Here is an 18,278-nt window from a genome sequence, read left to right as displayed (position 1 = left end):
CTCCTTGTGAGACCGCTTGGACTATCAGATAATCATCGCTTTTGATGTGACCACTAATTATCGGTTTTGACCGACCGGTAACAAGCTTCGCTAAGCGGTTACGGAACACTTGAATGGGAAAACGTTGACAAAAAACGACTGAATGTATAGCCTATCTCAATCTTTTATGCGACGACTAGCGCTCATATTGTTAGTAGCCCTTGTCATCCTGATACCAACTCTAAGGAGGGCTGATGAGGTCAAGGTTCAAAAGGGAAAGGTTGCCGCCTACAGCCACTCCTATCTTGAGGTTATTAAGGCGGCCGCCAAGACCTACAACCTGCCGGCATCGCTCATCGCGGCCGTCATAAGGGCTGAATCGGGTTTTAACCCCAACGCCGTATCCAATAAAGGGGCCATTGGCCTTATGCAACTAAGCCTTTCAACAAGCATGGCCTTGAACGTTAAGGACCCGACGGACCCGGTAGAGAACATCCATGCCGGCTCAAAGTATTTAAGGCTACTCATTGACCGGTTCGACGGAAACCTCGAAAAGGCCATTGCCGCATATAACGCAGGGCCAGGGGCCGTTGAACGCTTTAACGGAATTCCTCCCTACCGGCAGACGCAAAACTTTGTGCCAAAAGTGCTTGGGTATTACTCCAAATACGAATCCGGCACAGCTATCGATTAACCTTTCAAACGGCACCACCCACAAATGGATTCCGCCTAAAGAACAATCATCGCGCTGGTGGAATACTCCGGGACCATCTGGAGGGTCTCGGAAAGTTCTACGCCTATCTCCCCAGCATTCAATAACCGAACCATCTCTTTCTGGTCGGCAAGGGATGGCCATACATGATAGCCGGGACTGATCCTTGCCATTGCGGGAAGCGGTCTTTCGGCATCGAACGGGATGTTCAGCTCTCTTAAGATATTCCTGTGCGAATATTCAGCCAGCGCCTCGGTCACCTCCACAGCAAGTCCGTGAAGATAGAGATAGTCGGTATATTTGCCCGCCTTGAAAAGTTCGGCGCATTTTTCTGCTACTCTGCTCCCTATAGTTACGAGTTGCAGAGGGACAGGTTCGGAGTTCGAGGTTCGAAGTTCTAAGTTGAGGATCTGGGACCTCTTGAAATATCCGTAACTGACCTTGGGCTCAAATATCCCATCATCCTTCACACTCTTCTTCAGCTCCTCGAACTTTGGCCACACCTTCTCTTTTATTATCTTTTGATAGGCCTCTTCTGTCCCCTTCGTCCTTTTAAACTGCCATCTCCCGACAAAAAGGGCATGGGTATCTATTAACCGAAAGATCTCGTCTAACGGAATACTTTTGACTGTTTTGACACCGTAAAATGGAGGATTCATAGTGACTGCATTATTTTAAGTCCTTCGAAAGCATCCTTTGCGTAATAAACTTTTCCCTTATAGGCCTTTTGTAGTTCGTTCTCTACGAATTTACCGGTTAGCGCCGCGCCGCCACATATTACAGGAATGGTTATGCCCCGGTGCGAGAGCTCGATAAGGTCATCCTTCATTATGAGGCATGACTGGACAAGGAGCCCCGAAAGCCCAACCGCCTGAGGTTTCTCTGTCTCTATGGCCATGATGATCGACTCGATAGGCTGTTTGACACCCAAGTTCACAACTTTAAAGCCGTTGTTCGTAAGTATTATATCCACAAGATTCTTGCCTATATCGTGAACGTCGCCCCTTACCGTTGCAATGACCATCTTCCCCTGCTCTTTCATCTTTGTCCTGTCCATAAACGGCTCAAGCAAGGAAACGGATCTCCTCATCACCTCCGCCGACTGGAGAACGAAAGGTAGGGCAAGCTCTCCTCTCCCGAACTTTTCGCCGACCGTCCGCATTGCCGGAAGGAGGATCTTGCTTATTATCTCTGTCGGCGGATATATCTTGATGATCGTAGGTATTATTTTCTCAAGCTCCAACCTGTCGCCGTCGATAACGGAATATTTCAACCTCTCCTCATCAGACATTCTCTTCTCTTGTTTCCTGCTTCCCGCTTCTTTCTTCCCCTCAAAATGCCCTATGAACTTCTGCAGAGCATCCTTCCTTTTACAAAAGATAAGTTCCTGCGCAAGGTTCAGCGCCTTTTTATCTATTTTATGAATGGGGAGTATCTGCCCTGCATGGACGATGGCCGCATCAAGACCGGCCTTTACCGCCTCAAAAAGAAAGACGCTGTTTAAGACCTTTCTCATCTCGGGCTTTAGGCCGTACGAAATGTTGCTGACACCTAAGATGCTACGAACATTATCGTTCGAGCGAAGTCGAGAACCCTTCGACCGGCCCAGAACCGGACTTCTCGACGCGCTTCGCTTGCCCGAAGAATAAATCGTTTTGAGTTTTTTTATCGCCTTAAGAGTTTCATGACCGCTCCCGAACTTTGCCGCCTCAGGGTCGGCAAGCGTAAACGTAAGAAGGTCTATAAAGAGCGGCGCATTTAGATCCTCGCAGAGCTTTATCAGCCTATTGGCGATCTTTAGCTTGGTGTCGGCGTCTCGCGCCATTCCTTTTTCGTCGATCGTGAGCGCAACAAGACCTGCGCCGAATTTCTTGGCAAGCTTGATCATTATGACCGCTTTTTTGCCTCCATCTTCCAGATTTATCGAATTGATCACGGACCTTCCGGGAAGCCTCTTAAGCGCCGCCTCTATCGCCTCGGGGTTCGTTGAATCGATCATTATAGGAAGAGTGGATGATGCCGCGAGCGACAAAGCCATTGCAGAAATATCTTGTGCCTCGTCCCTTCCGGCATAGGCAACGGAAAGGTCCAGAACGTGCGCTCCGGTCCCCGCCTGACGCTTGGCAAAGAGAGAGGCGGCGGTAAAATCGTCCTTTAAAATATGTTCTCTGAACTCTTTTGAACCGTTAATATTCATCCGCTCGCCAACGATAAGCGGCCTTGGCTCCTGATCGACGGCTACTGGAGAGTAAAGTGATGAGAAATATTCTCCCCATTTGTAAGCATGCCCCGAGCCTTGTCGAGGGAGAGGAGTTAGAGCTGGTAGAACAATTGAACTGTTGTCTCCCTCCCCCTTCCCTCCCTTACAAAGGGAGGGGGTGATTTTATCCGCTACCGAACGAATATGTTCCGACGTCGTCCCGCAGCACCCGCCTACTATTTGAACGCCCAGTTCTCGAGTGTAGTACTCTGCCCATTTACCGAACTCCTCCGCCGAAAGATCGTATCTGGCGACACCGTTAACTATTTCCGGAAGACCGGCGTTGGCAAGAACGGCTATGGGAACGCTCGAATTTTGAGATAAATATCTAACGTGCTCTTCCATCTGCTTGGGTCCCCCGCCGCAATTAAGCCCAAAGGCTGAAATGCCAAGCGGTTCGAGCGCGGCAAGGGCCGCTCCGACTTCGGTGCCCAGGAGCGTGGTGCCGGATGATTCGATGGTAAGCGTGACGATAATCGGGATTTTATTTCGCACGTCATCATGGGCATTAATGACAGATCGACTTATTACTTCTTTGCATGCGATGATCGCCGCTTTCGCCTGCAGGATATCCTGACAGGTTTCGATCTGCAGAAGGTCAACTCCGCCTTCAATAAGGGCCGATATCTGCTCTTTATAGATCACTACCATCTCATCGAACGAAATATGGCCAAGGGTCGGAAGTTTACTTGTAGGACCGACGGAACCGGAGACAAAACGTGACTCGTTATTCGTGATTAGTGACTCGTTAATTGCTGCTCTGGCGATATTGGCCGCCGCCAGATTTATCTCGCTCACCTTGTCTTCTAGGCCGTATTCGGCGAGCACCAGGCGGTTAGCGCCAAAGGTGTTTGTTTCAATGACCCGTGCCCCCGCGTTCAGAAAATCAAGGTGAACACTTTTTACAATTTCGGGATGGGTTAGATTCAGCTCTTCATTGCAGTTTGTTCGTTCATTGGCATTTGGACATTTGTCATTCCTTGGCGAAGCTAAGGCCGTGCCCATCGCCCCATCAAAAACGATGATCTTTCCGGATATCAAAAGATGAGAGAAATCCATTGCACGGGATATAACATGTGAAAGCCATAATGGCAAGGCGGGGATTAAAGCCGAAGGTCAATATAGACGCCGGATATATCGATCACTGTAAATTGGTCCTTGCTTCCGGAAAATTTGGAGGCCACAAGATAGCGCTGACCGACGAATGCTATGCCTATATGATAATAGACTATCAGAAAGGATCGTTCCAGCCGTTCCCGTGGTGTTTCCCTGATTTTCGTGGCGGAATTTACAATAAAGACCTGCTGAAAATAAGAGCGCTACTCAAAACAAATCAAGGCCTGCAGTTAAGGCAGTTATCAAAGAAGTTCTCGGGAAGGTCCGCTTTTCTTCTGATATATCTTAACTGTTTTTCGGGGGCGATATCCTGTCCGCAGGTCTTGCACTTCTGCATCTTGAACTCAACATGCCAGAGGGGTATCTTTCTAACGTGGTCCTTCTCTTCCATCTTTATATAATTAGTGGGACAGACATAGACACATGAGCCGCAGCCAATACAGCGGTGAGCCTCATCGTCGAACGGAGAAACGACGCTTCTATTGGGGCCTCTGCTCTGAAAACCTATTGCAGAGACGCCCACCACCTCTTCGCACGCCTTGATGCAGAGGCCGCAGAGTATGCATCCTTCTTCATCCTTTGGGAATCTGGGTTCCGTAACGCCGAGCCTTTTGGCAAGCTCCACCACCTCTGGCACGTTCGACGAACGGGCAAGTATCAGCTCCATTATCATCTGGCGTTCGCGGCGGACCTTTTCGGAATTGGTCAGGAACTTCTGGCCGTCCTTCACGGGAAAATTGCAGGAGGTCACAATCTTCGTCCAGCCTTCTCCCCTTACCCACTCGACTATGCAAAGCCTGCAAACTCCGTAAGGCTTTATCTGATCGTGCGTGCAGAGGGTCGGGATGAATATCCCCATTTTACTTAAAACAGGAAGAAGGTTGCTCCCTTTTTCCGCCTTAACATCCTTACCGTCGATATTTATAGTTATTAGATTTTCCATAATTTAAGCGGTTATTTCACCCCGATCGCCTTGAACTTGCATGAATCGAGACATAAGCCGCACCTTATACACTTCTTCTCGTCGATAAAATGGACCTCTTTAGCCTTGCCGCTTATACATTTCTCCGGACATACCCTCGCACAGCGAGTACAGCCGGTGCAGTTCTCTTCGATCACCCTGTATGTGATGAGCTTTTTGCAGACCCTTGCCGGGCATTTCTTATCTTTAATGTGCGCCTCGTACTCATGACGGAAATATTTTAGTGTGCTCATGACCGGGTTCGCCGCCGTTCCGCCCAATGCGCAGATGGAAGCGTCCGTGATGGTCTCCGCAAGCTGTTCTATCATGTTAAGGTCTTCTTCCCTGCCGTTCCCTTCACAGATACGGTTCAGTATCCTTGAAAGCTGTCTTAGACCTTCGCGGCACGGAACGCATTTACCGCAAGATTCATCAACAAGGAAGTCCGTGAAATAGCGGGCGACCTCCACCATGCAGTTATCTTCGTCCATCACTATCATGCCGCCGGAACCCATCATTGAGCCAACCTTTGAGAGTTCGTCAAAATCAACCGGCAGATCGAGTTGCGCCTCGGGGATACATCCGCCCGACGGACCGCCTGTCTGCACCGCCTTGAACTTCTTACCGCCCGGAATTCCGCCGCCTATCTCGAATATTATCTTGCGAAGGCTCATCCCCATGGGCACTTCAACGAGTCCTGTGTTATTTATCTTTCCGACGAGCGAGAATATCTTTGTGCCCTTGCTCCCTTTTGTACCGATCGATGAGAACCATTCGGCCCCTTTATTTATGATGAACGGGACGTTGGCCCATGTCTCGACGTTGTTAAGATTCGAAGGTTTTCCCCAAAGACCCGAATCTACCGTGTGAACATATTTCGCGCGCGGCTCCCCTACCTTACCCTCCAGGGATGCCATTAGTGCCGTAGATTCGCCACAGACGAACGCCCCGCCGCCCCTGCAAATTTTTATATCAAAATCGAAACCGGAACCTAAGATATTCTTTCCCAGGATCCCTGCCTTTCTTAGCTCTTCAATGGCCATCTCAGCATGTTTAACCGCCAGCGGATATTCGTTCCTGACATAGATGAAACCATCATGCGAACCGATCGCATGGGCTCCTATTATCATCCCTTCAATAACACGGTGCGGGTTCCCTTCGAGCAGCGACCTGTCCATATAAGCCCCGGGGTCACCTTCATCGGCGTTGCATATCACATATCTGGGATCGCCCTTGGCGTTACGGCAGCTCTCCCATTTTCTACCGGTGGCAAATCCGCCGCCACCGCAACCGCGAAGCCCGCTTTTCTTCACTTCGTTAATAACATCTTCGGGCTTCATCTTTAACGCCTTGGCAAGGGCGGTGTAACCTTCAATTGCAACATAATCTTCGATAGAAGTGGGATCGAGCTCTATATTGGAACCGAACACACGCCTGTTCTGAAGCGCGTAGAACGGTATTTTATCTTCCGACAGGACCTTTTGATTGTTCTGATCTTCGTAAAGCAGGCGTTCGACCGGTTTTCCGTTCTTTATCGTCTCGGTCAAAACCTCTGCAACATCCTCTACCTGGACCCTTTTATAGAAGACCCCGTTAGGCTTGATGGCCATTAGGGGACCCTTTTCGCAAAACCCGTGACAGCCGGTGACCTTTAAGTTCACATTTCCTTCAAGGCCCTGGGTCTTGATCTCTTCCTTGACCTTTTCGACAACTTTCTTGCAGCCGTAGGCGATACAACCCGTTCCGCCGCAGACGATTATCGTAGGCTTTTTGGGGTCTCTCTTTGAAAGAACAGACTCGCGCCATTTTGTTATATCAGCTTCTGAATTTAATCTTGGGGTTGTCATTCCGCCACCTTCTTTAAGGCCTTCTTCGTCCCTTCCACCGTTATTCTTCCATGATATTCTCCGTCCACAACGACTATCGGACCCAGCGCACATGCGCCAAGACAGTTGACGGTTTCCAAGGTGAATTTCATATCCTTGGTCGTTCCGCCGGCGGCAACCTGAAGGTCGCGTTCACATTCCTCGAGTATCTTCTTGGCCCCGCGAACATGGCAAGCCGTTCCCATGCATACATGGACGATATGCTTTCCGCGCGGTTTAAGACTGAACGCCTTGAAGAAAGTGGCGACGCCGTACACCTGTGCCTCTGGTATCCCCAGCTTCTGGGCAACATGCTCCAGCGGATGCTTGGGAAGATAGTTGAATTCCCCCTGCACATCCTGCAGGATGCCTATCAGCTGTCCCACGTCGTTACCATGTTTCTTTAATATCTCGTCCACTTTTTTTAGATCTGGCATATGTATTATTCGAGCGAAGTCGAGAGCTATTCAACATGTTCAGGGCAGGCTTCTCGATTCGCTTCGCTCACTCGAAGGATAAAGGCTGTTTACACTTCTGTTTTAACTCCTCCCACTCTTTGATCACGCGTTCCTGTATATAATTAATGTCCTTCTCGATTAAATGCCTGAAACGCCCCTGCCCTTTCATGTACGTTGTAACCGGAAGAAGGTTCTCGATATCCATCGAGAGCTTATATTTTCCGTTAACGACCTCGTAGAGGGGGAATATTCCGCTCTCGACAACGAGCCTTGCGTATCTTATCGAAAGGTCGGTCGCGCATCTCCATCCCGTCGGACACGGAGAATAGATATGAAGGTAGGAAGGACCCTTTACCGCCATCGCCTTTTTCACCTTCTCCATAAGATCGAATATGTAAGCGGGGGAAGCCGTAGCAACGTAAGGGATGCCGTGAGCCGCCGCTATCGCCGGCATATTTTTCTTCCATGTCACCTGACCTATGGTCTTGCCGGCGGGCGATGTCGTGGTCGTTGCACCGTAAGGAGTGGCCCCTGACCTCTGAACGCCCGTGTTCATGTAGGCCTCGTTATCGAGGCAGACATACATGAAATCGTGTCCGCGTTCGAGCGCGCCCGAAAGCGCCTGTAGTCCGATATCTGCTGTTCCGCCGTCACCGCCTATCGCAATGACCTTTACCGGCTGATCTTTCGGATAAAGACCCTTTCTCTTCATCGCCTTGTAGGCGGCCTCAACACCTGAAGCGACCGCGGCGGTATTTTCGAAGAGGGTGTGTATCCACGGAACTTCCCATGCGGTCGTGGGGAACGCGGAGGCGATGATCTCCATGCAACCTGTGGCGTTGACCACCACTATGTCCCTGCCTACGGCCTTGAATACGTGGCGCAATGCAAGAACCTCGCCGCATCCGACGCAACCCCTGTGCCCCTGCGTGAATTTCTCGGGGGCTTCGACCAACCTAGAAGCGTATGCTGATAGATCCATAACTTTTCTCGCTCATCCTGAGCCTGTCGAAGGATGACCTTATATTATATTATCACGTTCCTGGTTCGACAGGCTCACCATGAGCGGCATTATCACTCTCTTACTCCTATCATTTCATATTCAACATGTTCGCCCTTTTTGCAGAGATCGATCGCACGGGTAAACATATATTTGAACTGTTCAGGATATATATCGCGACCGCCAAGACCGCCGATAAAGCTTGCTATGAAAGGCCTTTCCTTCATTGGATAAAGGGCCGACCTTACTTCGCTTGCCACGGGGCCAATGGGTCCGCCAAATGAGACCGCGCGGTCAAGAATAGCGAGCGTCTTAACACCCTTGCATGCGTTCCTGAAATCTTCGAACGGGAAAGGCCTCCAGAGCCTTATCCTTATAAGACCCGCCTTTCCCCCTTCGGCGCGGAGCTGATCTACCGCTTCCATTGCCGTTTGAGAGAAGCTTCCCATTGTAATAAGCGCCGTCTCTGCGTCGTCCATCCTGTATTTTTCGATCAAATTATAATTTCTTCCGAAGGTCTTTCCAAAATCGGCAAGGGTCTCCTTGATGACAGGCAGTGTCTCCTCGAACGCCATCACCTGGGCCTTGCGCGCTTCCGTGTAGATGAACGGAGGGCCGAAGGCTCCCATCGTGACAGGCTTTCTCGGATCAAGCGGCAACGGATAGTTGTTCTTTGGAAGATACGCCGTGACTTTTTCCTGGTCTTCTATATAGACCGGCTCAACAACGTGGGTCAGATGGAAACCGTCGAGATTGACCATCACCGGGAAAAGTACGCGTCTGTCTTCGGCGCACTTGAACGCCCAAAGTGTCAGATCATACGCATCCTGTCCGTTCTCACAGAATATCTGGATCCATCCGGTATCCCTCACGGCCATAACGTCCGAATGATCGCCCCAGACCGAAAGTGGCGCCGAAAGAGCTCTGTTCGCTACCGCCATGACTATAGGAAGTCTCATCGATGCGGCGACATATACCACTTCGTGCATCAGCTCCAGACCTTGTCCGGCCGTCGCTGTAAAGGTGCGTGCTCCTGCCGACGACGAACCGAGGCATGCGCTCATCGCGGAGTGTTCGGATTCAACGCAGACGAACTCGGCGTCTAAAAGACCTTCTGCGATTATCTCTGAAAGGCTTTCAACGATATGCGTTTGAGGGGTGATAGGATACGCCGCCACAACGTCTGTGTTCGAATGTTTTACCGCCTCGGAAACGGCAAGAGAGACCTCCATTCCGACTCTTTTTCCCATTTATTTCTTTCCTTCTTTCGTTTTTGCTTCGTCTTCGGGCATCATCTTAAAGCACGCCGTCCAGCATTCGCGCGCGCAGATCCCGCAACCCTTGCAGTAAAAAAGATCGACATATGGATAACCGTCGACCGCCATAGAGATGGCCCCTTCGGGGCAATACATGTAACATGCGCCGCACTTGATGCATTTTTCTTTGTTCCAAATAGGGCGCTGACTTCTCCAGTCGCCGGTCCTGTATTTACGGGCAGAGCCCGGTTCAGTGACGATATTTCCAAGCGGCAAACCTTTCCATGTCATTTGTGTCATTATTCTACCACCGTTAGTTTATAGGCCTCGATCATGGCCTTGATGTTTTTTGATGCGATCTTTGCGTTGAAGCGATGTTCGATAGGAGCCTTGAGCGCCTCGGGTTCCAAGATACCGGTAACCTTCAAAAGACCGCCTATCATCGTTGTGTTCGTAATGGGAACTCCAAGGACCTCGCGTGCGATCTTGTTGGCATCCACCGTTGCAAGCTTGCACTTGAACCCGAACTCTTTTCTAAGTTCTGCGACAGGCTTTACGGTATTGATGATGATGAGGCCCCCCTCTTTGAGCCCGGCCGATACGTCCAAGACCTCTAAAAGGCCGCCGTCTAGGACGACGACAACGTCCGGATTTACGATCTCGGTACGGAGTCTGATCTCTTTATCGGAGACTCGAAGGTACGCCTGAACCGGCGCACCTCTTCTCTCAGGACCGAAAGAAGGCATAGATTGCGCGTACTTACCCTTGTCAATGGCGGCTAAGGCCACAAGTTCAGCACTTGTAACAGCCCCCTGACCGCCCCTACCGTGGAATCTGACTTCTAGCATAGTTTTGTTGGAGAAAATTTCGGCGCACTTATCTACCCTGGGGTTCAAAACGTCAAGGACTATTTTAAAAGTTCCCAGATGTAGGTTGACTTTTCTTAACCGTTTGGTTAAAAACACCCCCTCTCATGAAGAAAACATATTTAGGCATAGACATAGGTTCTGTAAGCGTAAAGCTTGTTGCGCTTGATGAATCTGGGAATATTCTGCACAAAGAAGGTCTGAGAACATTTGGCCGTCCGGTTAATGTTTCTGAAGATCTGATCGAAAAAGCTTCTAAGGCGTTCGGGGAGCCGGCGGGGGTCACCGTGACCGGCACTGGGGCAGAACTCCTTAAATATCAACGTGTTAACGAATTTAAGGCGATCGTTGCCGTTATTATTAAGCTCTATCCCGATATCAGGACCATTTTTGAGATGGGCGGGGAAACGAGCAAGTTCATAAGATTAAAAGACGGTAAGATAGTTGAATACGGGATAAACGGCGACTGCGCCGCCGGGACCGGCTCTTTTATCGACCAGCAGGCCGAGCGCCTTCATTATAAAGTAGAAGAGGTAGGACCTTTGGTCCTTAAGGCAGAGCGCTCGGCAAGGGTGGCGGGAAGATGCTCGGTCTTTGCAAAATCAGACATGATCCACGCCCAGCAAAAAGGATATTCACCCCCCGAAGTTCTACGGGGTCTTTGCATGGCCGTTGTAAGAAATTTCAAGGCGACCATCGTAAAAGGAAGGCGCGTTGAACCCAATGTTATCTTTATTGGAGGCCTTGCATTGAATGAAGGCGTTGTATCGGCCGTCAAAGAGACATTTTCGCTGGATGACAAAAACCTCATCGTTCCGGAGGGTGCGGAATATTTCGGGGCTTTAGGCGCGGCGATGCTTTCGCTAACATGCCGTTCTGAGGGGGTGAAACGACCGAAGAATTCAGATAATACGGTTACTGCCGGGGGATTCTTCGCTAATGCCCAGAATGACGGCAACGTCACAACGCCCCCCCTTTCCACCAAGAACGTCCGCTTCCTCCGTGACTGTGTAAGACCATACAACTTCCCCGATCACGGCAAGGTTGACGTCTATCTGGGTATCGATATCGGTAGCGTCTCCACCAATTTTGTCCTTGTAGACAAGAACGGCGACATGGCGATGGAGATATACACCTATACAAAGGCACGACCTATCGAAGTTGTAAGAGAGGGTCTTCACAGAATAAGGGACGAGATAGGCGCCAAGATAAATATCGTTGGAGTAGGAACTACCGGTTCCGGCAGAGAGCTCATAGGAGAGCTCGTCGGCGCCGATGTTGCCAAAGACGAGATCACCGCCCACAAAACGGGTGCCATTCATATCTGTGAAAAATTCACCGGCGAAAAGGTCGATACTATCTTTGAGATAGGCGGCCAGGATGCAAAATATATAAAGATAGAGAACGGCGTAGTAACGGATTTCGCCATGAACGAGGCCTGCGCCGCCGGCACCGGTTCCTTCCTTGAAGAACAGGCCATAAAGCTGGGACTGAACATCAAAAAAGAGTTCGCAAATCTCGCCCTTTCATCCGAAGCGCCGATCTCCTTAGGTGAACGCTGCACGGTATTCATGGAGAGAGATGTCAACACCCACCAATTAAAGGGAAATAAGATTAGGGATATAGTTGCGGGACTCGCGTATTCGGTCGCCACAAATTATCTGAACAGGGTTGTTCGCGGAAGAAAGGTCGGAGACCACATATTCTTTCAAGGTGGCACCGCTTATAATGACTCCGTCGCCGCCGCTTTTTCGCAGATACTAGGAAAGACGATAACGGTCCCTCCGCATAATGGCGTGATAGGCGCGATAGGCGCGGCCCTGCTGGCCCGTGACTCGTTATTTGTAACTAGTGACTTAAAAAAACAAGTTGCAAGTTACGAGTCACGAATTACGAGGTTTAGGGGTTTCGACATCGCCAAGGTCAACTACACGATGCGCGAGTTCGCCTGCAACGCCTGCACCAACACGTGTGACATTCAGGAGTTCAACGTCGAGGGAGAGAAGACATATTGGGGAGATAAATGTTCCTCAAAGTTCCGCAAAAAGGCGCACACGGATAACGTTCCGGTTGTCGACGACCTGTTCAAGAAAAGGGAAGAAATCCTTTTAGGTTTTGCGAGCGCGAGAGAGCACGATGGTACGAGCGCGCGAATAGGCATTCCCCGCGCCATGTTCTTCTACGACCGCTTCCCGTTCTGGCGCACATATTTTGAGACGCTCGGATTTAAGATGGTCGTCAGCGATGAAACAAACAAGACCATCTCGCATGACAGTACAGAACTTTCTATCGCCGAGCCTTGTTATCCGATAAAACTCGTTCACGGACACATTAAAGACCTTCTCAAAAAAGGCGTCGACCACATATTCATGCCTAACGTTATAAGCTCTGACCGATTACCGACCGCCGATGACCGATCACCAATCCCCTATCTCTGCCCCTGGCATCAGACCCTTCCCTTTATAATGAAGGGTCATAAGGAATTTAACAACGTGAAGTTCATCATCCCGACCGTTCAGTTCGAACTTGGCGAAGAGTTCGTATCTAAATGCATGTGGAAGGTGGCAAAGGATCTCAACGTATCTAGAAAAGAGAGTGACGATGCCGCAAAGGCCGCCTATTCCGCCCAGCGTGAATACGCAAGAAGGATCAAAGAGGCAGGTGCCATCGCCTTAAAAATGATCGAGGCTGCCGGAGCCGTTGCATTGGTCATAATAGGCCGTCCGTACAACATCTATGATGCGGGAACTAACCTTAGCACACCCAAGAAACTAAGGGACTATTACGGAATGAACGTGATCCCGTTCGATTTTCTACCTCTGGATGAAATGAACATAGACGGCATCACCAAGAACATGTTCTGGGGCTACGGCAAAAAAATAATAGCGGCGGCAAAATATGTGGCGGAACGTAAACATCTCCACATGATATATATAACTAACTTTAAGTGCGGACCGGATTCGTTCATCAAACATTTTACAACATGGGCCGGCGAAAAACCATACCTGACGCTCCAGTTCGATGAGCATGCGAACGATGCCGGGACCGTTACAAGGATAGAAGCATATTTGGACAGCAAAGGGCTGTTGAAAAACAGCTTGAATAAAGGCAGAGGTCAGAAGTCTGACGTCAGATATCAAAAATATGAAATCAAAGATCCGACTTCTGACATCCGACCTCCGACATCTTGATCTTTATGCAAGAACTGCAAGGCAGAACACTATTTTTCCCCGAGATGGACTACGGCGGGGCAAGGGTCTTATCGGCAGCATTCAGAGCTTACGGAATAAAGGCTAAGGTCGTCCCACCGTCCGATAACTTTTCCGTCTCCCTCGGCGGAAAACACACATCGGGGGATGAATGTTATCCCACAAAGATAACGCTCGGCGATTTTTTGGCTATCTTGGAGCGCGGTGACGTTACAAGGAATGAAGCCGCCTTCTTCATGGCCACGGCCGACGGCCCCTGCAGGTTCGGCCAATATTACGACCTCCTGAGAAATACGCTCGACAGGCTCGGCTATACCGACGTGCCTTTATTCTCGCTCACAAGCAAGGACGCATACCACGGTCTTGGAAACGGATTTGAGATAACAGCATGGCGCGGCATTGTTGGAGCGGATATCCTAAGAAAGTTCCTTTTAATGACCAGGCCCTACGAGGCGAACAAGGGCGAAACCGACCGTGTTTTTCAGGAGGCGGTCGATAATCTTTGCAAGGCCGTTGAGAAGAATCTTTCAATTAGAGAGATCTCCAAGACCTTGGTAAAGGCGCGTGACCGGTTCAAAAACATACCGACCAAGAACAGGGGTTCTTTTCCTTTGATATGCGTCCTTGGGGAGATATTTTGCAGACTCAACACATTTTCAAATCAGGACCTTGTGAGGAAACTGGAGGAACATGGCGCCGAATGCTGGCTTCAGGGAGTTGCCGAGTGGATACAATACACCAATGCAGATGAGATAAGGCGCCTCAAGGAACCGGGCAAAACGTTCTCAAAGAAGATGCTGAAAGCCCTAATTAAACGCCAGTTCCTGCGACGCGAAGAACATTTTCTGACAAAGCCGTTCGAAGACGATTTTAAAGGAAGAGAAGAGTGCCCGATAGACGATCTGTTAAAATTAAGCCTTCCCTACCTGCCGTGGTATGGATGCCTGGGCGAAATGACTCTCTCCGCTGCAGGTTCGATCTATGCACACAAAATGGGGTGCGCTGGAGTCGTTGATATCAGCTCTTTCGCCTGCATGAACGAGATAGTCGCAGAATCGGTATTCCCGAAGATAAGCGCCGATCTCGGCGGATTTCCCATCAAGGTATTCTACTTTGACGGGACCACCCAGAACCTTTCACGCGACATAGAAATCTTCTTGGAGCTCGCGAGAAATTATGCCAACATGGGTTGGTGATGAACCTTTTTCGTTCGCTCAAACACAGAAATTTTCGTCTCTATTTCTTCGGCCAGTCTGTCTCTCTCCTTGGTGTATGGATGCAGGGAACGGCTATCAGCTGGCTTACGTGGCGACTCACAGGCTCTCCTAGATGGCTTGGGGCGGTAGGCTTTGCCACTCAGATACCGATCCTTATCTTTGGCCTTTTTGCAGGGGTAGCCGCCGACAGGTTCATGCGCAGGAGGCTGGTCATTGTCATTCAGGCCATCGCAATGCTCCAGGCGGCCATTCTTGCGCTTCTCACTCTCACCGGACAGATCACCCCCGTCCTTATATTCATCCTTTCACTGTTTTTAGGTTTTATCTTTGCGTTCGATTACCCTGCGCGCCAGAGCTTTCTTATGGACATGGTAGGCGGTGAAGACATCGGAAACGCCATCGCCCTAAATTCTTCGGTCGTTCATGCGGGAAGGGTCTTAGGTCCCGTTGCCGCCGGGCTGTTGATCGCGGAGTTCGGCGAGGGCGCATGTTTTGCCGTTAACTCATCAAGCTTTCTCTTCGTGATAGCGGCACTGCTCTTAATGAGAACAAAAGATCTCTACCCGCAGGAGTCGGAGAACAATCATGAATCAATTTTTAAATCGATAACCAAGGGTCTGGAGGTTGCATGGAACATAGTTGAGATAAAAAAGCCCCTTGTCTTTATGTCTATTTTAAGTCTGGCCGCCATGCCTTATATCTTTTTGATGCCTCAGGTGGTAAGCGAAAGGTTCGGCGGTTCTGCTCGCGAATTGGGTCTGGCAATGAGCATGTCGGGTCTTGGCGCCCTTATCGGGGCGGTCTATCTTGGCTTAAGAAAAGACAACGAAGGCCTCTACAGACAAATAAAGTTGTGCCTCTTTGCAACCGGCCTTGGCCTCGTCTCAATAGCATTCATGCCGAGCCTTGTTGCGGCGGCGCCTTCACTTGTCCTTATAGGGGTTGGCAGCTTCATAGTAGTTGCGGGAACAAATACTATCATGCAAACGCTTGTTCCTCCTCAGTTTCGAGGCCGCATGATGAGCATATTCACGGTTTCATTCTTTGGGTTTGCGCCGATAGGAAGCCTGATCTCCGGCTTTGCGGCATCACGTTTTGGCTCACATATTGTAATAGCGGGCGGCGGGGCGTTCTGCATTATAGCGCTGGCCATCCACAGCATTTCAAGTAGTTACACACGCGCGCGCCAAAAATAGTCTCTCATAAACACCTTTCCCGCCATCTTGTCCCGCAAATGACCCGCTCGATCGGGAGAAGAGCCATAATGCCTTATTAGCGGTACCTAGCACCGAAGGTTAGAATATCTGGGTGAACCAATAGGTGAGCATTACAATGGCGGCGGCGGGGATTGTGAGTGCCCACGCCCATAAGATGCGCGTTGCAATTGTCAAGCTAACAGAAAAGACTTTTTACTGTTTTTTTGCCTCTTTTTGGTCTACTTTAAAGGCGATGCAAAAAATCCTTGTAATTGAAGATGATATGAACATTCGTGACCTTGTCTCATATAATTTCAAACAAGAGAACTTTGAGGTCTCTGTGATATCGCACGGTAGCGATGCCATAAGGGCCGTCCGCAATATCAAACCCGACCTTATCATATTGGATATCATGCTCCCCGGAAAAAGCGGACTCGATATATGCAGAGAGATAAAGGCCAAAGAAGAGACATCATCTATCCCCGTTATCATGCTCACCGCAAAGTCGGAAGAGGTGGACAGAATAGTAGGTTTTGAGGTTGGCGCCGATGATTATGTCACAAAACCTTTCTCGCCCCGCGAACTGATATTAAGAGCGAGGTCGGTCCTAAAAAGAACTGCTAGAAACGACCTCCCCAAGAAAACGATCAAGTTCAAAGATATGGTAATTGACCCGGAGAAACATTCGGTATCGATAGGCAAAAAAGAGATAGAACTGACGCTTACCGAGTTCAAGCTCCTCACGTTCCTTTTGCAAAATAAAGAGAAGGCCATTCCGCGCGAAAAGATACTCGATCATGTATGGGGATATTCGTCAGATGTCTTTTCCAGAACGATCGACACTCATATTACGAGACTTCGTGAAAAATTGAAAGACTACGGAAAGCATCTTCATTCCGTAAGGGGCGTAGGCTATTCTTGGAAGGGTAAATAGATGTTCGACAGTTTTCTACCATGGAAAATGGCAAGCAGGGTCAGGATTCTTTCGTTCGTCCTTGAAAGAATAAAACGGGGTGATTTCAGCCAGAAGGCCCCAGTTTCAAAGAGCGACTCAATAGGAAAGTTAGGGATAAAGATCAACGAGGTTGCAGAATCGCTCGCCGGCAAGATGAGAAGACTGGAGATCGAGCGCGTCCAGTTCGAGACCGTTATAAACAACATCGATGAAGCCCTTCTCGTGACCAATAACGAGATGGTCGTGATACTGGTAAACCCGGCGTGGTACAGAATATTCAGGACCGATCCCAAGAGCCTGGGCAAGCCTCTTCTTGAAGTCGTGCGCGTACCGGAGATGTATGACAGCATGAAGAACGCCATTTCCGGCGGATCAAGGACAGAGGCCGAGTTCGTGTACAACGATATGTTCTTTGTCGCAAAGAACGACCCTTTTGAGACCGAGAATTTCAGCGGCTGTGTAACGGTACTCACAGACGTCACCAAGACAAAAAAACTGGAAGGAATGAGGCGTGATTTCACGGCCAATGTCAGTCATCAGATGAAAACGCCGCTCACATCCATTCTGGGGTATTCCGAGATCATTCTCTCCGGAGCGATCAACGATAAAACGTCTTCGGAAAAATTCATCAGGACAATTCATGAACAGTCGCTCAAGCTAAAGGCGCTAATAGATGATGTGCTGGCGCTCTCAAAGATCGAATCGCCATCTTTCGCCCTGAAATTCTCTGAATTCGATGTTAATGAAATAGTGGAAGATTGCGTAACAGAGCTTGAAGATAATACCAATAACGTCTCCATCTCATATGAGCCTGTAAACGCAGTTATAAGGTCCGACAGGGCGGCCATCCGCCACGTGATCCATAATGTTCTGGATAACGCGATAAAATATTCGTCAAAGAACGGAAACGTGCAAGTAGCTGTAATTAAAGAGAGCGGGTGCATCAAGATCTCCATAAGAGATAACGGCTCCGGCATCGAAAAAGACGAGCTAGATCATATATTTGAAAGATTTTATAGGGTCGATACATCAATTTCGGTGCCTGGCACGGGGCTCGGCCTTGCTATTGCCAAACATCTTTGCGACAGGATAAACGCTTCCATATCGGTGGTGAGCGATCCCGGAAAGGGTTCAACGTTTGAGCTCAGCATCCCCTTTTCTTCTCAACAATGATTTTACCTCCCTGTAACATTATTGTAACAGAAACATTCTAGTCTTCCACCCCGTG

15 protein-coding genes are annotated in these 18,278 nt (G+C 49.5%); 6 read left to right on the top strand and 9 right to left on the bottom strand.

Features of this window, described 5'->3' with window-relative positions:
- The first annotated feature begins 142 nt into the window (after positions 1–142).
- Complete coding sequence (locus COV46_07045) at positions 143–673, top strand: hypothetical protein (protein PIR16800.1); 531 nt, start codon at positions 143–145, stop codon at positions 671–673.
- Positions 674–708: 35 nt separating this feature from the next.
- Here the strand turns inward: COV46_07045 and COV46_07040 are convergent, their stop codons facing one another.
- The 9 genes from COV46_07040 to COV46_07000 all read right to left on the bottom strand — a co-directional run bounded on the left by COV46_07040 (position 709) and on the right by COV46_07000 (position 10,455).
- The gene (locus COV46_07040) at positions 709–1,350 is read right to left on the bottom strand and encodes a hypothetical protein (GenBank protein PIR16799.1); all 642 of its coding nucleotides are present in this window, start codon (positions 1,348–1,350) and stop codon (positions 709–711) included.
- Positions 1,347–4,010, bottom strand: a complete 2,664-nt coding sequence (locus COV46_07035) for a methionine synthase (protein PIR16798.1) — start codon at positions 4,008–4,010, stop codon at positions 1,347–1,349. Before COV46_07035 ends, COV46_07040 begins: the two co-directional genes overlap by 4 nt.
- 274 nt (positions 4,011–4,284) lie before the next feature.
- Positions 4,285–5,010 carry a (2Fe-2S)-binding protein gene (locus COV46_07030; GenBank protein ID PIR16797.1) on the bottom strand — a complete coding sequence of 242 codons (726 nt, stop codon included), beginning with the start codon at positions 5,008–5,010 and terminating at the stop codon, positions 4,285–4,287.
- 11 nt (positions 5,011–5,021) lie between these two features.
- On the bottom strand, positions 5,022–6,875 hold the full coding sequence (locus COV46_07025; protein PIR16796.1) for an NADH-quinone oxidoreductase subunit F: 1,854 nt from the start codon (positions 6,873–6,875) through the stop codon (positions 5,022–5,024).
- Positions 6,872–7,330, bottom strand: coding sequence for an NAD(P)H-dependent oxidoreductase subunit E (locus COV46_07020; GenBank protein PIR16795.1), 459 nt, complete (start codon positions 7,328–7,330; stop codon positions 6,872–6,874). Before COV46_07020 ends, COV46_07025 begins: the two co-directional genes overlap by 4 nt.
- A 67-nt stretch (positions 7,331–7,397) precedes the next feature.
- Complete coding sequence (locus COV46_07015) at positions 7,398–8,333, bottom strand: pyruvate ferredoxin oxidoreductase (protein PIR16794.1); 936 nt, start codon at positions 8,331–8,333, stop codon at positions 7,398–7,400.
- A gap of 92 nt (positions 8,334–8,425) precedes the next feature.
- On the bottom strand, positions 8,426–9,601 hold the full coding sequence (gene porA / locus COV46_07010) for a pyruvate ferredoxin oxidoreductase (GenBank protein ID PIR16793.1): 1,176 nt from the start codon (positions 9,599–9,601) through the stop codon (positions 8,426–8,428).
- Positions 9,602–9,907 (bottom strand): pyruvate ferredoxin oxidoreductase, encoded by a 306-nt coding sequence (gene porD, locus COV46_07005; protein ID PIR16792.1) that lies wholly within the window; start codon positions 9,905–9,907, stop codon positions 9,602–9,604.
- Entirely contained in the window at positions 9,907–10,455 is a 549-nt protein-coding gene (locus COV46_07000; protein ID PIR16804.1) for a pyruvate synthase, read from the bottom strand. Before COV46_07000 ends, porD begins: the two co-directional genes overlap by 1 nt.
- Positions 10,456–10,580: 125 nt before the next feature.
- Here COV46_07000 and COV46_06995 point away from each other — a divergent pair, with 125 nt between their 5' ends.
- The 5 genes from COV46_06995 to COV46_06975 all read left to right on the top strand — a co-directional run bounded on the left by COV46_06995 (position 10,581) and on the right by COV46_06975 (position 18,223).
- Entirely contained in the window at positions 10,581–13,664 is a 3,084-nt protein-coding gene (locus COV46_06995) for a hypothetical protein (GenBank protein ID PIR16791.1), read from the top strand.
- 5 nt (positions 13,665–13,669) lie between these two features.
- Positions 13,670–14,878, top strand: a complete 1,209-nt coding sequence (locus COV46_06990; GenBank protein ID PIR16790.1) for a hypothetical protein — start codon at positions 13,670–13,672, stop codon at positions 14,876–14,878.
- Positions 14,878–16,095, top strand: a complete 1,218-nt coding sequence (locus COV46_06985; protein PIR16789.1) for an MFS transporter — start codon at positions 14,878–14,880, stop codon at positions 16,093–16,095. The genes COV46_06990 and COV46_06985 overlap by 1 nt, the downstream gene beginning before the upstream one ends.
- 253 nt (positions 16,096–16,348) lie before the next feature.
- A complete protein-coding gene (locus COV46_06980; GenBank protein PIR16803.1) occupies positions 16,349–17,029 on the top strand; it encodes a DNA-binding response regulator in 681 nt (226 codons plus the stop codon).
- Positions 17,030–18,223 carry a hypothetical protein gene (locus COV46_06975; protein ID PIR16788.1) on the top strand — a complete coding sequence of 398 codons (1,194 nt, stop codon included), beginning with the start codon at positions 17,030–17,032 and terminating at the stop codon, positions 18,221–18,223. It begins immediately after the preceding gene.
- The last annotated feature ends 55 nt before the right edge of the window (positions 18,224–18,278 follow it).

It is taken from the genome of Deltaproteobacteria bacterium CG11_big_fil_rev_8_21_14_0_20_49_13 (genome assembly GCA_002796305.1).
Taxonomy (GTDB): domain Bacteria; phylum UBA10199; class UBA10199.
The sequence above is the reverse complement of the archived record's forward strand: the minus strand, read 5'-3'. Positions and strand labels throughout refer to the sequence as shown.

Bases quoted from the DNA above. Each gene is read 5' to 3' on its own strand.
- COV46_07045 (PIR16800.1), top strand. From the start codon at position 143: ATGTATAGCCTATCTCAATCTTTTATGCGACGACTAGCGCTCATATTG.
- COV46_07040 (PIR16799.1), bottom strand. From the start codon at position 1,350: ATGAATCCTCCATTTTACGGTGTCAAAACAGTCAAAAGTATTCCGTTA.
- COV46_07035 (PIR16798.1), bottom strand. From the start codon at position 4,010: ATGGATTTCTCTCATCTTTTGATATCCGGAAAGATCATCGTTTTTGAT.
- COV46_07030 (PIR16797.1), bottom strand. From the start codon at position 5,010: ATGGAAAATCTAATAACTATAAATATCGACGGTAAGGATGTTAAGGCG.
- COV46_07025 (PIR16796.1), bottom strand. From the start codon at position 6,875: ATGACAACCCCAAGATTAAATTCAGAAGCTGATATAACAAAATGGCGC.
- COV46_07020 (PIR16795.1), bottom strand. From the start codon at position 7,330: ATGCCAGATCTAAAAAAAGTGGACGAGATATTAAAGAAACATGGTAAC.
- COV46_07015 (PIR16794.1), bottom strand. From the start codon at position 8,333: ATGGATCTATCAGCATACGCTTCTAGGTTGGTCGAAGCCCCCGAGAAA.
- porA (PIR16793.1), bottom strand. From the start codon at position 9,601: ATGGGAAAAAGAGTCGGAATGGAGGTCTCTCTTGCCGTTTCCGAGGCG.
- porD (PIR16792.1), bottom strand. From the start codon at position 9,907: ATGACACAAATGACATGGAAAGGTTTGCCGCTTGGAAATATCGTCACT.
- COV46_07000 (PIR16804.1), bottom strand. From the start codon at position 10,455: ATGCTAGAAGTCAGATTCCACGGTAGGGGCGGTCAGGGGGCTGTTACA.
- COV46_06995 (PIR16791.1), top strand. From the start codon at position 10,581: ATGAAGAAAACATATTTAGGCATAGACATAGGTTCTGTAAGCGTAAAG.
- COV46_06990 (PIR16790.1), top strand. From the start codon at position 13,670: ATGCAAGAACTGCAAGGCAGAACACTATTTTTCCCCGAGATGGACTAC.
- COV46_06985 (PIR16789.1), top strand. From the start codon at position 14,878: ATGAACCTTTTTCGTTCGCTCAAACACAGAAATTTTCGTCTCTATTTC.
- COV46_06980 (PIR16803.1), top strand. From the start codon at position 16,349: ATGCAAAAAATCCTTGTAATTGAAGATGATATGAACATTCGTGACCTT.
- COV46_06975 (PIR16788.1), top strand. From the start codon at position 17,030: ATGTTCGACAGTTTTCTACCATGGAAAATGGCAAGCAGGGTCAGGATT.